Origin of the sequence: Zobellia galactanivorans, from assembly GCF_000973105.1 — a bacterium.
GTDB classification, from domain to species: domain Bacteria; phylum Bacteroidota; class Bacteroidia; order Flavobacteriales; family Flavobacteriaceae; genus Zobellia; species Zobellia galactanivorans.
In genome coordinates this window covers 4,098,314-4,114,582 of record NC_015844.1, presented here as the reverse complement: position 1 = coordinate 4,114,582, position 16,269 = coordinate 4,098,314, and the positions used below count along the sequence as shown (strand labels likewise).

Below are 16,269 nucleotides of genomic sequence, written 5' to 3'. Positions count from 1 at the left end.
ACTATTGGTTTTTAGGCGTTTTTATTTTGATGTTCTTGAAGCTAACCCTGTCACCATGGTCTTGCAATAAGATCTGACCGCTATCGAGTTCACCGAAATTAGGCCACTTTACGTATTTGCTTTCAGATACCAATTTTCTATAGGCTTCACTTTTTCTTTCATACTCCAATACCTTTGCCCCGTTCAAGTAGTGCTCCACATGGTTGTCTTTAGAAACGATTCGGGCAGTATTCCACTCACCAATAGGTTTGATCGGTTTTTTGGGATCCGCTTTGATTAGGTCATAAAGCGAAGAAACGGTACGGCTTCCTTCGTGGTTTCCCTTTTTGGCATCAGGATGTTTGTCATCGTCCAAGATTTGATATTCCAAACCAATGGAAGAACCTTCTCCCTTGTTGATGTTGGTATCCACATAGTATTTTATACCACTATTGGCGCCCTCGGTCAATTTAAAATCGACCATAATCTCAAAATTACCGTAATTTTTGGTAGTGACAATATCACCCCCTGCAGCGGACTCTTCCCCACCGGAGGACAATACCGTTAAGATACCATCTTTGATTTCCCAGCCTTTTGTCGGGAAAGTTTCCAATTTAGCGCCTCTCCAACCATTGGTCGTTTCTCCGTCCCAGAGCAATTCCCAACCTTGATCCTTTTCGTTCTTGGTCAATTTGTTGGCCATATTAACGGCGGGAAGAGGACTCTCCTTTGCATATTTCTGTAGATCTTCGGTAAGGATCTTGATGTTCTTCCACGCGATCTCGGTTCCCGCTTTTTGGTCTTTATGTATAGAATGTACCTGTAGGCCGATAAACCCACTGTCAGTCTGGCTATCGATAAGATGAGCCGCCGGCACGCCGTTGATCCAGGTCTTTAGGGTATCACCGATCGCTTCAATACGATAATGGTTCCAATCGTTTTGCTTAAAGGCTTGTTTGGCCTTTACGTTATCGTCGGCCAGCGGATGTAACCACCCTCTTCGCGCCTCGTCGTAAATACCGGCACTCCATGCCCGATCAGATGGGTCGATCTCAACTTGGTACCCATGTATCCTTCCGTTCATATAATACGGAAAACTATTGCTTCGGATCTGAATACCCGAATTCATTGAAGGATCTACTTTAAAATCCAATTCCAAAATGAAATCATCGTACATTTTATCAGTGGTCATAAAAGAGTTCGGAGTATTTTTGACCGTGGTCCCGACAATGGCATTGTCCCTGACCTCATAAATAGCTTCTCCCCCTTTTTGCGTCCATCCCGTTAAGGTTTCTCCATCAAAAAGATCGATGTATGGTATGGCTTCCTTTTCAGGTTCACAACTCAATAATAGACCGGATGCCATAAATAAAAAGACACCGCCATAACGGATGGATTTTAACTTGCTAAGGTTTAAGTACTTCATTTCTATAATTTCTAAATGGTTTGAATTTATAATTTTACGTTTTCGATAAGGGCCTTGCTTTCTTTTAAACCTAGGACCTCGCCCCTACCCTTTTATATCGTTATCCTATACTCTACAAGCTAATTTTCGAACGATCATCCCTTATGATGTCGTAAGATTCCAGCGGATTCCATAGCATCTTCCTTCATTAAAACCAAAGACACAAAAGGATCATGAATCTACGAATGTAATTTTCTATTTTGAAAAAACCTAGGGATTTTACAATAATTGTGTGCGCACACAAAAACCAACCGTGGCCGAACACGAAATATCGGCTGCGAATACGATATTATTTTTTAGCGATTAAGATCCCACAATCTTACGCCATCTTGACTCAGCCGGGCGAACGCATCATATAGAGACGACATATTGACCCGAGAACGTATTGAGTCAATATTTATCGCAATCCCCTCCCCTTATACAGCCAAAGGGCCATATTTTGCAGCGTAAAATCCCCCTTTAATTTTTTAAAATGAGATATGCTTAAGGTGCTACACAGTTCAACAAGTTGATTTCGATCACCTCTAGACCGAGCCTAAGCAAGACACTAATATGCATCCTTATTAAAGATATACACCTTATTCGCTATTTATGAAAAACCTAAACCTATATTTGGCCGATGATGACAATGATGATAGAGAGTTGTTCGTAGAGGCCCTTAGTGAAATCGACATCCCCACCACGGTGACCCAATTCGACAATGGCGTTGACCTTATGGACGATCTTTTCTCCGCCAAACCCTTGCCCGACGCTATCTATCTTGACCTGAACATGCCCTTGATGAACGGCTTTGAATGTTTGACCGATATCAGAAACTTTCAAAGGTTCGATGCCATTAAAGTGATCGTATATTCTACATTCCACCGTGACAGAGAGGTAAACCAACTACAAACGGATGGTGCCAATCAATATATTCAAAAACCAACCTCGTTCGAAGACCTAAAAATCATGCTCCACAAAAGCCTTGAGTCAATGGCTAGTGCCTCTACTACCGAAGAAGGGAACACTCCCTTCGTTATATTGGTCTAATCCCCCTAGAGTTTTTCTTTTTTTATTACAACCAAAGCGCTTTATTTCTTAAGGGACGACCTTCTTTTTTTGCATCATAATTTCAATGCATAGCGCTAATATGGGTTGATATCGACCGGTAATTTTGTATCGAAATCAATGCAAGTTGATTTTTAAATGAAGTTAAATTTAAACATAGTGATATGAAAATGAAAAAATCGATTTTAACCATGGTACTCGTATGCATAAGCTTTGTTTCCTTTGCCCAAGACAAAGATGACCAAAGAGTTATATCCGATGCCGAGAAAGCGAAAATTAAATTACAATCTGACAAGTACGGACTCGATCAGTTCTTTAAAAATGCATCGGGATACGTTGTATTTCCCAATGTCGGTGAAGGCGGACTTATCATCGGAGGGGCATCTGGTAACGGTGTACTTTATGAGAAGGGCAAAGCTGTAGGTATGGCCGACCTAAAGAAACTAGATGTAGGTCTTCAAGCCGGAGGACAAGCGTTGACCGAAGTTATATTCTTCGAAACAGCGGATGCCTTAAACGAATTTAAACGAGGGGAATACGAACTTTCTGCCCAGGCCACAGCGGTAGCCCTAAAAAAAGGTGTTGCTGCCAATGCCAATTATGACGACGGTGTAGTGGTATTCGCCAAGCCCAAAAAGGGATTGATGGCCGATCTTTCCGTTGGGGGACAAAAGTTTGAGTATACCGACATGGAGCTGCTCGACAAAGATTAATTTTAGAAGGTAAATTAAAGCCGGTCGTTATGACCGGCTTTTTTTTTACCATAGCCTTAAAACCGCTATGTTTTTTCTAATCACCTGTACCGCATTTTATATCAGTACAGCTCCCCTTTTTGCAGCTAAAAAAAAATTCGACGGTATAAAAAAGGCCTTGTTTTACCAAGGCCTACTACTAAAACTGATTAACTCAAAACAAAGATTGCAAGCCTAACTGTAAAAGCAATTACAATCTTTGATGAGATAGCATAAACTCTTCTATTTCCGCAGCAGAGCCCGGCAATCTATTACCGAGTATCCTACCCCCTTCTTCCGGGGTAATCAAGAACACGTCTTCAATTCGAATTCCCCCAAAATCCCTATATTTTTCAAGCATCTCATAATTTACAAAGTCTAGATACTTGCCTTCTTTTTTTCTAAGGTCAATTAGCTCGGGAATGATGTAAATACCAGGTTCAACGGTTACTACCATGCCTTCTTCCAAGGCACGCCCCAATCGCAAGGAACGGAAACCGAAATCGGTCCGTTGTTTTAAGGTATCGGTATAGCCTACATATTGCTCCCCTAGGTTTTCCATATCGTGTACATCAAGTCCTAACATATGCCCAAGGCCACATTGAAAGAACATGGTATGGGCGCCTTCCGCAACCGCTTCCTTTGCATTTCCTTTCATAAGACCGAATGCTATCAAGCCTTCCACAATTTTTTCGCAGGCCGCCAAATGAACGTCTAAAAACAATCTCCCCGGCTTTAGCAAGGCCACGGCCGTACTATATGCCTCAAAAACAATATTGTAGATTTCCTTTTGGTCTTTACTGAACTTTTTAGATACCGGAAAAGTACGTGTCAGGTCCCCTGCATAGCCGGAAGCTATCTCCGCTCCACAATCGCAAAGTAGCATATCCCCCTCTTTCAATTCATTACCCCTATAGTGGTTATGTAAAATCTGTCCATTAATGGTTACGATGGGCGGAAAAGAAGTACCAACACCCTTTGCCAATGCAATCTGACTGACGGCCCCATATACATCGGACTCCTTAATTAAAGGTTGGGCCATTTCCATGGCCTTATAGTGCATGTCTACCGTAACATTCAATGCCTTTTCTATTTCTACCACCTCAGCTTCCGACTTTATGGTGCGCAGTTGCACAATAGCCTTTATAAGTTCAGTAGAACTCTGCTCTTTAAGCTTCGATGTAGGCACATGTAACAAATCTGTAAGTTTCAAGGCATGTTCCGCCCTATAAGGCGGCAAGTAATGCACTTTTTTACCTTTAGAAACAGCCTCTCCTAGATAATCGGATAGATCTGTACCCGACTTCACATGGGTCACCCCTACTTTCGCCGCTTGGCTTTGCAATGATTCTATCGGTCCTGAAAATACGATATGATCGATAGACGGGTCATCGCCGAAAATCAGTTCTTCCCCGCTTTCCAAATCAATAATAGCGGCCAAACCATTTGTCTGTATTCCGAAGAAATAAAGAAAGCTACTATCTTGCCTGAACGGGTATATATTGTCTTCAAAATTTATACCTACCTCTTCATTGCCCATAAGAAGCACCAATCCGCTCCCCATCAACTCCTTTAACTTCGCTCTACGTGCTATGTACTCTTCTGTTGAAAACATGAATAAAATATCAAATAATTAAACTTAAAACTTGAACCATCAAAAAACGGGCTAGTTACTTATTTAGCTTCTTCCGGTAGAGGTGCTTTTAGGCAATTTCCCATAGTCCGCCACAAATATCCTTGTTTTTTAATTCTTATTTCGACTCTTCTCGATCATCTTCTTATACGTAAGTTGACGATACTGTTTCTTCGCGCTCTCCGGGGCATTTCTATTGAACAGAATAGCGTATTTTTCGTAATCGTTCGCTTTTATCCCCTCTTTTACCAAACGCTTATATTGCCCATCATAAAGCTTCCGCATTTGGGCCAGTTCCGTTTTGTAGGCGTCATCCTTTGCCAGATTGTGCATTTCAAGTTTATCTTCCGAAATATGGAACAATTCTTCCGTAGGCCGCATGCGTTCATCGGTATATTGCCAGTAGATATATTTATAGGCTTCGGTAACCACGGACATGGCCTGAATTTCATCGTTTCCCCACATATTGGTCAAGGCTATATGATCTCTTTCAACACCCGACTCCTTCGCCATTAAGGGCACTAAGTTTTCCCCGTCCATATTTTCAGGTATTTCAAGACCGGCATAACTCAAGATGGTCGGGGCCATATCTATATTGGCCGTTACGGTCTTCCGCTTAATACCGCGTTGGCTTTGGGGCGCCCGTGGGTCGTAGATGATAAATGGCGACCTGGAAGCTTCCTCATACGGCAGTACCTTTCCCGCAAGGTTATGGGCTCCACAGCTATAGCCGTTATCACTTGTAAAAATGATGATGGTATTTTTATCGACACCCTGTTCCGCCAAGGATTTACGAATCATTCCAATGGCATAATCCACACCATGGATCAACTGATTGTATTTTGTAATGGCTTCTTGATAGGACGCTTCCGACTCCCTCCAAAAATTATAGGAATTATACTGACGGCCCGATTTTGCCTGGGGCGACAAATGGGTGGCATTTTCCGCTCCGTAATTATCGGGTTTTTTATAGGTTTGTCCGGCATAGACCCCATCAAAGAAAGGATCGGGTGTAAAAGGTAAATGGGGAGCCTTAAAACTAATGGACATACAAAACGGCTTCCCTGAACTCTTCGCCTCCTTTATAAAATCTCCCGCCCAAGCACCATAGGCCCGTGTGCTATGTGGATATTCCTTCGCATATCCTGCTATAGTCGGGTTTTTGGCCGTCTCGTATTCGGTTTGTTCAGGCCCTCCGCCCCATTTGTCAAAATAACCTACCGGCAATCCGTCCTCGATTTTTTCTGAATCTCCCCCCTCAAGTACAAATCCGACCTTGCCCGCAAAGCCCGTAAAATAACCAGCTGCTTTCAACAACACCGGATAGGAATTTTCGAACTTGTCTACCCCAAGGTCACCATGCATGAAATTACACCCGGTTTTGTATTCATACATCCCCGTTAATATATTGGCCCGACTCGCCATACATATAGAGGTCGTATTATAGTGATTGAGAAATAACACACCATCTTTGGCCAATTGGTCCATATTGGGTGTTTTCACCTGGTCGTTTCCGTAACAACCAGTGGCTACACTCGTCTGATCATCGGAAAGCAGGAATATAATATTAGGTCGCTCTACATTTTCAGACGATCCTTCCTTTTTTTGAGCCGTTGCAATAGCGCCTGTGATAAAAAGAAGAAAGGCTAAATAAGGTCGTATACCTGCGCCGCAGAAAACTGTTGGATATGACATTGTCAAATGTTTTGAAAATTAATTAATTCTTAATCGGCTTCCAGCACTACTACCCGTTTCCTCGTTTCCCACAAGAGGGCCCGTTCTCTTTTAATCCCCCTCTACGTGCCATGCTTTTCTGTAAAAAAGGAAGACACCAAAAGTTTTAAAGGGACTTATTTACCTCCTGCCGGCAGGTTTTCCTTCCAAAAATTTTCCATGGTCTGTCTTAGATGGTATGAAGTATTTTCCCGTTCATAAATGCCATGCGCCCTCATGGGGTAAGACATCATATCAAATATCTTATTATTGGCGATTAGCTTGTCTACCAACATTTCATAACTCTGGTAGTGCACGTTATCATCTGCCGTACCGTGTATGACCATAAGATTACCTTCTAAGTTTTGGGCGAAATTTATAGGGGAACCGTCATGGTAGCCTTTGGCATTATCAGACAATAGGCCCATATAGCGCTCTTGGTAGGTGGCATCGTACAATCTTTGATCGGATACGAAGCTCACGGCCAACCCGGACTTATAAGTCCCTGGGTAACGGAACATACAGTTCAAGGTCATCTGGCCTCCACCGCTCCATCCCCAAATACCCACTCGGGCCGGATCGATAAAGCCATAGGTATCGATTATTTTATTTGCCGCCTTGTTTTGGTCTTCAGACGCTAGAATACCTATCTGTCCATATATGGCATTCCTCCACTTTTTTCCTCTAGGGGTTTTCGTTCCCCTGTTATCAACGCTCATTACGATGTAGCCTTGTTGTGCCATATATTGGTCCCAAAGGCTTCCTCCACCCCAATTATCTTGAACCGTAGCACCCGCAGGCTCACCGTACACGTAAAACAACAATGGGTATTTTTTTGAAGGGTCAAAATCAATCGGTTTGATCATAAAGGCATCAAGAACATCATCGCCTATATCAACTTTTACAAACTCCTTAGGATTCAGTTTTAGCGCATCATATTTTTCTTTCAGCTCCTTATTATCCTCAAGTACGCGTACCGTTTTATGGGAAGGTAGACTTACCAGCGAATATACGGACGGTGTCGTTGCATTTTGGAATACATGTATTCCCCATTTGGCATTTTGAGAAATCTGATAAGAGTTCTGACCTGAATTTGACGCCGGTGTTACACGCTGGGCAGTACCCTTTCCATCAATCCTACTTCTGTACAAATAACGTTGCGTAAAGTTATCGGGCGAAGCGATATAGTATACATAACCACTTTTGGGATCTATACAGTTGATACTCACTACATCAAAGTCCCCTTTGGTAATCGGCTGAATATCCGAACCATCTCTTGAGACCTTATATAGTTTCAACCAACCATCGCGTTCGCTAGACCATGTAAAATATCTCTCATTATCCAACCATCGAATATCATCGTGAATATCCAAAAAGGCTTCATCTTTCTCTGTTAGAATATTTTTGAATTCAAGGGTTTCAACATTGGCCACATACACCTTATTCGTGTTTTGGGGACGATTGAGCTGTTGGATCATTACTTCGTTAGAATTCGGAATAAAGTCCATTCGGGCCAAATAATTATTTCTTGGGTCCCCGGGAATATCAAACCATTTTGTACTTCCTCCTTTTGCCGGTACTACGCCTACTTTTACGGCGGAAAGTTGTGTGCCCACCTTAGGGTAAGGCATTGGAATAGGCTTTGAATAAATAGAATCGAGATTATTGATCATATAAAAAGTGCCCACACCTTCTGTATTGGATTGCCAGTACGCGATATGCTCTCCGTCGGGACTCCATCGAAACCCGTCCCTACAATTCAATTCTTCCTCATAGACCCAATCAAAGGTGCCATTAATAATATGATCACCCCCATCTTTGGTAATCTGGGTAAAGCTGTTCGTATTCAAATCCTCTACATAAATATTCAGGTTGCTAACGTAGCCGACCCTAGAACCGTCTGGGGAAAACTTGGCGAACATTAAAGTAGCCTCGGGCAAGGTTTTACCTAATTGGACCAGTTTTTTGGTAGCAAGGTCCAATACCCAATAATCGCCACGGGTGTGGTAGCGCCACACTTTTCTGGTATTGGTAAAAACGAGAAGTTTTGTGTTGTCTTCAGACCATTTGTAATCTTTGATAACCAATGGCTTTTCACTTCCCTGAGGTATTAAATCGGCCGCTGAAACGACAATGGACCTTCGTCCGGTTTTGGCATCGTACTTAACGATATCCTTACCTGATAAATCTTTGTTCGCCTCCAATGTAGAATAGCCCTTATTGTCTTTCATCCACCTGATCGGACCATAGCCTTTCTGGCCAAACTCACCGTTTTTATAAATATCGGCCAAGGTCAGTTTTTTCGCTTCTTGCGCATAGCCCACATTCACAAATACCAAAATTGCCAATAGAACGTTCAATACAGCTCTCTTCATAGTTATTCCTCTTTACAAATAATCTCTTGTTAGATAATAATTTTCTTTTGCCCTACAACACCCAAAGGTATCATCTAGAAGCCACACAATATTAGGGTAGATTTTACGAAATCATGTTATACATTTTAGCCGAAAACAATACTATTTTCTTGTTTTCTTTGCCGACCCGCCCCCGTTTTTCCTTAATTCCTAACTTTTAAAGTAGCTCGATTGGTTTCAAAATACCTGCCTATTAAAGCCTTATCTAGGCACACTTGCGGTTTTTACCGGAGCAATCTCCCGTTACTTTAATGCGATACTCGGAGGGGGACATCCCGGTCTGCTTTTTAAAATGCCGATTAAAGTTCGATAAATTATTAAAACCACTTCCGTAACAACAATCTGAAATAGAATACCCCTTATCCTTCAGCATTTTACAAGCGCTTTCGATTCTAACTTCGGCCAAATACTGTGAAAACGTTTTTTGTTCATGAGACTTAAAAAATCGACAAAATCCGGTAGGTGACATGTTTGCTATTGCCGAAATTTGTTCCAATGTGATCGTATCCCTATGATTCTCTTTAATAAAATCGAAGATTTTTCTCAGCTTCGGCTCTTCACTTGCCTGATTACATTTCATCGCCGCTTTTGCCGACAGTACCATTATATCTTTGTTTCTAGACGCATGATCTATAAGCTTATAGAACGACAACATCTTATGCAAGCCTTTGGCCTTGTGGATTTGAAGGACTTGATTCGCCAAAGCCCGGTTTTCTGTACAGGACAACTTTAACCCATAATCGGCAAAGGAAATCAGCTTTTTAATATGATAGGCTTCCGGCACATTGTTAAGGGCTTCTTCAATTTGACTCAAGTTGAAGAACAAGGATATAACTTTTAAGTTGTTCGATTTATTTTCCCTTCCATTATTTTGATCATCATTGAACGAACGCGCTATTCTTCCCGCAAAAAAGAATAAATCATTTTTCACAAAGGGCACTACATTATCCCCAATAAAAAATTCACCCTTTCCACGTAATACCAATAACACGACAAATTCGTCAATAGAACGGCCCGAATCGTACAATCGGGCGGAAACATTCGACCCAAAAGAAAAAATCTTTTTCATAATCGTCTGGTTTATATTATTACATCAACTTACTCCCATAGCCCCCCCCTAATAAATAGGCTATTTCAAAACGTAGCCACACTATCCCTATACTGGGTCGGCGTCATACCTATAACACTCTTGAACTGCCTGTGAAAATTAGAAAGGTTCGTAAACCCGGTCGTAAAGCAGGTTTCGCTGGCATTGTGCGCACCGGACCGCATTAACTCACAGGCCTTGGCCACCCGTAACTCTATCAGAAATTGCGAAAAGGTCTTTTGGGTTCTAGATTTAAAAAATCGACAAAAAGAGGAAGGATTCATATTAAAACGCGTAGCGATATCCTCTAATGTTATTCTATTGGAGTGGTTGTTCTCCATAAATTTAAAAATCTCGTTCAGTTTCCGAATGCCATATTCATCGTGGCTGATTGTTTTACAATTTTCGTTGGCCAAACATTCATTTTTTCCGTTTACCGCAATATCTTCCAATATGTACAATAGCTCCAGCAAGCGTTCAAAACCGTTCTTCGATTTTAAACGACTCATTGACCGGAGTAGTTTGGGTGATTGCAAGCGATCTAGCTTCAACCCTAGGTCGGCCTTTTTTATAAGTTCGACAATAGGCCCGGTTTCCGGCACACCATTCAACATAGAATTTAAAGAGTCCGCATTAAAAAACACACTAATGTAGTGGGCCCTGGCCTCCTCTTCGGTTAAGGCTTCGTTATTTTCATTTCTAAAAACATGGGGCAAATTTTTCCCGAACAGATATGAATCACCCGGTTTGAAACCATAACTCTTTGAACCGACCACAAGGGTTCCTTCCCCCTTAAAAATATAGGTCAATTGGTATTCTTCATGAAAATGCACCGCCTTGTAAAAATTGCGATCACTCCATTCTTCTATATATAAAGATTTACCTCTAAAAAAAGGTACTTTAAACCCAATAGCGTTCATTTATAAGACTTTTTTAAATAGAGTTACAAACTCGAATTTACAAAAAAAGTATTAACTTAGACGAATCAACAGCATTTTCATCAAACAATAACCAATAATCCATAAAAAACGAAAGACTTTACTCTTTTTATCACATATAAATATGAATATTTAGAAAATTCATAACTTTAAAAAACAACAAGGCAACATTCACCCATATACTTTTTACAATGAGCTTATTCCCCAGTATTTTCAATGACGTAATAGGACCCGTAATGAGAGGCCCCTCAAGCTCCCACTGTGCAGCGGCACTGCGAATTGGCAGAATCTGCAGAGACATTATGAAAAACGACATTACGGAAGTCTACATTGAATTCGACCCCAATGGATCATTGGCCACGACCCATTCGGGACAGGGATCCGATATGGGACTTTTTGGAGGCCTGTTAGGCTGGAATGCGGATGACGAGCGACTAAAGGACTACCAGCTCCATATGGATGAAGCCCATATTAAGGTAACCATAGATATACACCCTATTGGCGCCACCCATCCCAATACTTACAAAATAACATTAAAAAACGAAAAAACGAGCCACCAAGTCATAGGCCTATCCACAGGCGGCGGCATGATCGAAATCATAGAAATAGACCAAACCCCAGTTTCACTATTCGGAGACCTCCACACCACCTTAATTTACTCGGACACACCTAAGCAAACCGCCAACACCCTTAAAACGCTAGACCTTAAGGAGAGTACCATTTATCCAAACGGCAGCACATTTGTCTTGATCAACTCAAATTCGGGCGACCAAAAGATTCTGTTTGAAAGCATTACGGCGCTACAAGACGCAAACGACATCATATCAATAGAACCGGTACTCCCCATTAAATCGAGAAAAAATCTAAGCGTTCCTTTTATTACGGTAGAGGAAATGCTCGAATACAACAAGGACAAAAACCTAAGCCTATGGGAACTGGCCGTCGCTTACGAAAGCACTAGGGGCAATATATCTTCGGACGAAGTCTTCGAAAAAATGGGAACGATAGTAGATATCATGAAAAACTCTATCGACCTTGGCCTAAAAGGCACCCACTATGATGACCGAATACTAGGAAGCCAATCATTGGTTTTTAAAAAGAAAATGACCAAAAAAGAACTTGTTCGTGGCGATGTCCTCAACAACTCCATCATGTTCACCTCGGCCATGATGGAAGTAAAAAGTTCCATGGGAGTAATCGTTGCCGCCCCCACAGCCGGGTCCTGCGGAGCATTGCCCGGTACTATTATCGGCACGGGCACAACCATGGGGCTCTCTAGGGAACTTATGGTACAAGCCATGCTAGCAGCCGGTCTCATCGGCGTTTTCATTACCGCACATGCAACGTTTTCCGCAGAAGTTGGCGGTTGTATGGGCGAATGCGGTTCCGCTTCCGGTATGGCCGCAGCTGGGGTCGTTACCCTAAAAGAAGGTTCGTTAAACCAAGCATTGGCAGCGGCATCCATGGCGCTTCAAAGTTCGTTAGGACTTATTTGTGATACGGTTGCGGACCGCGTCGAAGCCCCTTGCCTCAACCGAAATGTAATGGCCGCCTCAACGGCCATATCATCGGCCAACATGGCGCTTTCCGATTACGACCAGGTCATACCTTTAGACGAGGTAATCGAAACCATGAAAAAGGTAGGTGACGCCATACCCCATACCTTAAGGTGTACCGGCCTTGGTGGATTGGCCATCACCAAAACCGCCAAGAAAATCGAAAACCAATTGAACAACAACAAAAACGTGGTTTCTACAGGCTTTAAAAACTGCTAAGCTATCCTCCTAACTTAACCACCACCTTAATTCGATTCCGCATTTAAACTACTTTCGCATATCTATTTAACAAGTAATACTTTACTATAACTATCCCATTTAGCCACTTCGGCGAATTTCCGTCAAAATAGTATATCATATGGGCAACATATCAACTAATATGCAACGATGACTATATTAACTTTATAGTATTATTAAACTCATATTAATAATCTATGAAAGCCATCAACAAATTACCTTCCAAAAAAATTAAACTACTGCTATTTGGCATTTGCTCTTTATTGGCAAGTGCGATGCAAGGACAGAGCCCAAACATCTCTGGAACCATTGTAGACGAAACCGGAATACCTCTCTTAGGGGTCACCGTCCTCAACGAAAGTTCCAATAAGGGTACCGTTACCGACTTTGATGGTAACTATACCATTGAAGCCGACAACGGTGATGTTTTAAAATTCAGTTACATCGGGTATACTGAAAAGAGTGTTAGCGTTGGAACGAGCCCAACCATCAATATTACTTTAGAACCAAACGTACAATCACTAAACGAGGTTGTCGTTACCGCCTTAGGTATTACCCGAGAGAAAAAAGCCTTGGGTTACGCCGTACAGGAGATAGATGGCGACGATATTAAAAACACCTCGGAAACGAATGTTATCAACGCCTTGGCGGGTAAATCAGCCGGTGTTTTCGTAAACAGCTCCAACGGAAACGTAGGTGCGTCATCACGGATAACCATAAGGGGTAACCAATCATTGACGGGAAACAACCAACCTTTGTTTGTTGTAGATGGCATACCTATAGATAACACCGTGGTATCCAGCTCCAATGGTGGCTACGATTTTACCGATATGGGTAACGGTGCAGCGGACATCAACCCTTCCGATATTGCCGAAATGACCATCTTAAAAGGCGGGAACGCCGCGGCACTTTACGGCTCGAGAGGAGCAAACGGTGTTGTTCTTATAACTACCAAATCAGGAAAAGGCAAAGGCTTTTCTGTTTCTATAGAAAATTCCGTCACCATGAGCTCGCCCCTTCTATTACCGGATTACCAGAACGAATACGGTCAAGGTGGCGGTCAACAGTATTGGTATAAAGACGGACTGAACGGAGGTAAAAATGATGGTGTAGACGAAAGTTTTGGCCCACGTTTAGATTATGAAGTACAGGCTGAGGATATAGTTCCAGGTGGCAAATTGTACTGGGCGGTTGAAGCGGGCTTCCCCCAAACTCCCGGTCAAATCCTATCACTCCCACAATTCAACTCGCCAATCGACCCAGCTACCGGAGAACGTATCCCCACTCCATGGGTATCCAATCCAAACAACATTAAAAACTTTTACGAGACAGGGATAACACGGGTTACCAATGTAGCCATGAGCAATTCGGGTGAATGGGGCACTATGCGCCTATCGGTTACCAACTCGGACCAAACAGGTATGGTACCGAATACCAACCAAATAAAGAATACCATCAACTTTTCAGGTAGCACGGACCTAACGGATAAATTATCTTTTGAGGCAAAGGCTTCCTACATCAGTTCCCACGGAAACCTGAACGGTTCCGGATATACCTTTAACAACATAGGTATGCAAACCATTTGGACCGCAAGACAGGTAGATTGGGAGTATATGAAAAACAATATTGAAAATCCAGACGGAACACAAATCAGCTGGATCGACAGATGGCACAACAACCCGTATTGGATCCAGTACAAAAACCTCAACCCACAAACCAAAAATAGGTTGATAGGTTCGGCCAGCCTCAAATACCAATTTAACGACTGGTTAAGCCTTACTACCAGGGCAGGTATAGACTATTCCAATGAACAAGTTGAACTAATAAGGGCATACTATGGCAATAATGACCCTGAGGGTCGCTATAGCGTCAGCAACTACTTCCGTCAAGAAATCAACGCAGATATCTTATTGTCCGCCGTTAAGAATATCACGGACGACTTATCGCTCTCGGCCAACCTAGGTTCAAATATCATGAACAACCAGTACCGTTTACAGAACTCCTTTGTAAATAAATTAGTGGTACCGGACACCTATTCCCTATCCAATGCCAAAGAAACCCCTACTACCACCTTCTTTCAAAGAGAGAAGGAAATCCAAAGTGCATACCTAGCCCTTTCACTTGGCTATAAAAGTCAACTTTATCTTGATTTGACCGGCAGAAACGATTGGTCATCTACACTACCCGAAGCAAACAATTCGTATTTCTATCCTTCCGCAACCACGAGCTGGTTGTTCTCCGAAACATTTAAAACCAATAAGAGTTTGCTAAGTTTTGGTAAAATCAGGTTAAGTGTTGCACAGGTGGGTAACGATACAGACCCTTATCGTTTAGATGCCACATACAATGCCGCAACGCCTTATGGCGATAATGCATCCTTCAGTTTGAGTACGGCCATGCCACCATCCGATTTGGTAAACGAGCTGGTTACCTCTAGTGAAGTAGGTTTAGACACCAAGTTTTTCAATAACAGATTGGGAATTGATTTAACGCTTTACAAATCCGTGGCAAAAAATCAAATACTTAGCGCCCCAGTTTCACCAACTTCCGGCTTTAACTCCCAGGTCATAAACGCGGGTCAGGTAAATAATGAAGGTGTAGAACTCATCTTATCGGGAACACCTATCCAAACCCAAAACTTCTCTTGGGACATTACCGCGAATTACGCGAAGAACACCAGTAAGATCATTTCCTTAAACGATAATATCGAACGTCTCGAATTATTCAAGGCAGAAGGCAACCAAATAATCGTAGTTGCAGATGTAGGCGGTGCTTATGGCGATATGTGGGGGAAAGGCTTCGTATATCACGAAAATGGAAAACCTATTGTTGATGCCGATGGCGTTCCTTTGACCAGTGAACTAAAAAAGCTTGGCAACATAATGCCCGATTGGCTTGGTGGGATCACAAACTCCTTCACTTACAAAAACATCAACCTATCGGTTTTGATCGATGCTAAAATTGGCGGCGACGTCTACTCTAGAACCAACCAAGATGGCTGGGCTACGGGAGCTTTAACAAGCACTACGGGCACTAATGCAAACGGTGTTTCCGTTCGTGACCCCCTTGAAGATGGCGGTGGATACCTTTTTGACGGTGTTTTTGAAGATGGAAGTCCCAATACCGTTTATAAAGATCTAGACAACTTTAGATGGAACCCATTTGCAAGGGCGGAAAGATGGATCTACGATGCCTCTTATGTAAAGTTAAGACAGGTTACCTTGTCTTACTCCCTGCCCAAAAAGACCGTTCAAAAAATTGGACTTAGCGCTGTTGATCTTTCCTTATTCGGAAGAAACCTAGCCCTACTGTACAAAAACAATGAAAATTTTGACCCCGAAGTTTCCAATAAGGATGCCAGCCTATCCTCTCAAGGTTCGGAATTTGCTTCCAACCCATCTGCCCGGAATATTGGCTTACGCGCAAAAATAACTTTCTAGGTCAAACATAAAAATTCAGTGTAATCTTA

Annotated in this window: 10 protein-coding genes; 4 read left to right on the top strand and 6 right to left on the bottom strand. The window is 42.3% G+C overall.

The annotated features are described in order from the left end of the window. Position 1: 1 nt before the first annotated feature. The gene (locus ZOBGAL_RS16700) at positions 2-1,345 is read right to left on the bottom strand and encodes a 3-keto-disaccharide hydrolase (RefSeq protein ID WP_046288027.1); all 1,344 of its coding nucleotides are present in this window, start codon (positions 1,343-1,345) and stop codon (positions 2-4) included. Between the two features lie 690 nt (positions 1,346-2,035). Here ZOBGAL_RS16700 and ZOBGAL_RS16695 point away from each other — a divergent pair. Further along, positions 2,036-2,473: a response regulator gene (locus ZOBGAL_RS16695; RefSeq protein WP_013994880.1), complete on the top strand. Its 438-nt coding sequence runs from the start codon at positions 2,036-2,038 to the stop codon at positions 2,471-2,473. A gap of 182 nt (positions 2,474-2,655) precedes the next feature. Beyond that, complete coding sequence (locus ZOBGAL_RS16690; protein ID WP_013994879.1) at positions 2,656-3,204, top strand: lipid-binding SYLF domain-containing protein; 549 nt, start codon at positions 2,656-2,658, stop codon at positions 3,202-3,204. Positions 3,205-3,433: 229 nt separating this feature from the next. Here the strand turns inward: ZOBGAL_RS16690 and ZOBGAL_RS16685 are convergent, their stop codons facing one another. The 5 genes from ZOBGAL_RS16685 to ZOBGAL_RS16665 form a co-directional block, all read right to left on the bottom strand. Next, positions 3,434-4,837, bottom strand: a complete 1,404-nt coding sequence (locus ZOBGAL_RS16685) for an aminopeptidase P family protein (protein WP_013994877.1) — start codon at positions 4,835-4,837, stop codon at positions 3,434-3,436. Positions 4,838-4,966: 129 nt separating this feature from the next. Continuing rightward, on the bottom strand, positions 4,967-6,550 hold the full coding sequence (locus ZOBGAL_RS16680; protein ID WP_013994876.1) for a sulfatase family protein: 1,584 nt from the start codon (positions 6,548-6,550) through the stop codon (positions 4,967-4,969). 155 nt (positions 6,551-6,705) lie between these two features. Beyond that, the gene (locus tag ZOBGAL_RS16675; protein ID WP_013994875.1) at positions 6,706-8,943 is read right to left on the bottom strand and encodes a S9 family peptidase; all 2,238 of its coding nucleotides are present in this window, start codon (positions 8,941-8,943) and stop codon (positions 6,706-6,708) included. Between the two features lie 244 nt (positions 8,944-9,187). After that, the gene (locus tag ZOBGAL_RS16670) at positions 9,188-10,051 is read right to left on the bottom strand and encodes a helix-turn-helix domain-containing protein (RefSeq protein WP_013994874.1); all 864 of its coding nucleotides are present in this window, start codon (positions 10,049-10,051) and stop codon (positions 9,188-9,190) included. Positions 10,052-10,116: 65 nt separating this feature from the next. After that, positions 10,117-10,989, bottom strand: coding sequence for an AraC family transcriptional regulator (locus tag ZOBGAL_RS16665; protein WP_013994873.1), 873 nt, complete (start codon positions 10,987-10,989; stop codon positions 10,117-10,119). Positions 10,990-11,198: 209 nt separating this feature from the next. Between ZOBGAL_RS16665 and ZOBGAL_RS16660 the strand changes: the two genes are divergently transcribed. Further along, complete coding sequence (locus ZOBGAL_RS16660) at positions 11,199-12,782, top strand: L-serine ammonia-lyase, iron-sulfur-dependent, subunit alpha (protein WP_013994871.1); 1,584 nt, start codon at positions 11,199-11,201, stop codon at positions 12,780-12,782. A 215-nt stretch (positions 12,783-12,997) separates the two neighbouring features. Continuing rightward, the gene (locus tag ZOBGAL_RS16655) at positions 12,998-16,240 is read left to right on the top strand and encodes a SusC/RagA family TonB-linked outer membrane protein (RefSeq protein ID WP_013994870.1); all 3,243 of its coding nucleotides are present in this window, start codon (positions 12,998-13,000) and stop codon (positions 16,238-16,240) included. Positions 16,241-16,269 lie beyond the last annotated feature (29 nt).

Coding starts and splice junctions, on each gene's coding strand:
- ZOBGAL_RS16665 (WP_013994873.1), bottom strand. CDS start 10,989: ATGAACGCTATTGGGTTTAAAGTACCTTTTTTTAGAGGTAAATCTTTA.
- ZOBGAL_RS16700 (WP_046288027.1), bottom strand. CDS start 1,345: ATGGCATCCGGTCTATTATTGAGTTGTGAACCTGAAAAGGAAGCCATA.
- ZOBGAL_RS16690 (WP_013994879.1), top strand. CDS start 2,656: ATGAAAATGAAAAAATCGATTTTAACCATGGTACTCGTATGCATAAGC.
- ZOBGAL_RS16680 (WP_013994876.1), bottom strand. CDS start 6,550: ATGTCATATCCAACAGTTTTCTGCGGCGCAGGTATACGACCTTATTTA.
- ZOBGAL_RS16675 (WP_013994875.1), bottom strand. CDS start 8,943: ATGAAGAGAGCTGTATTGAACGTTCTATTGGCAATTTTGGTATTTGTG.
- ZOBGAL_RS16655 (WP_013994870.1), top strand. CDS start 12,998: ATGAAAGCCATCAACAAATTACCTTCCAAAAAAATTAAACTACTGCTA.
- ZOBGAL_RS16670 (WP_013994874.1), bottom strand. CDS start 10,051: ATGAAAAAGATTTTTTCTTTTGGGTCGAATGTTTCCGCCCGATTGTAC.
- ZOBGAL_RS16660 (WP_013994871.1), top strand. CDS start 11,199: ATGAGCTTATTCCCCAGTATTTTCAATGACGTAATAGGACCCGTAATG.
- ZOBGAL_RS16695 (WP_013994880.1), top strand. CDS start 2,036: ATGAAAAACCTAAACCTATATTTGGCCGATGATGACAATGATGATAGA.
- ZOBGAL_RS16685 (WP_013994877.1), bottom strand. CDS start 4,837: ATGTTTTCAACAGAAGAGTACATAGCACGTAGAGCGAAGTTAAAGGAG.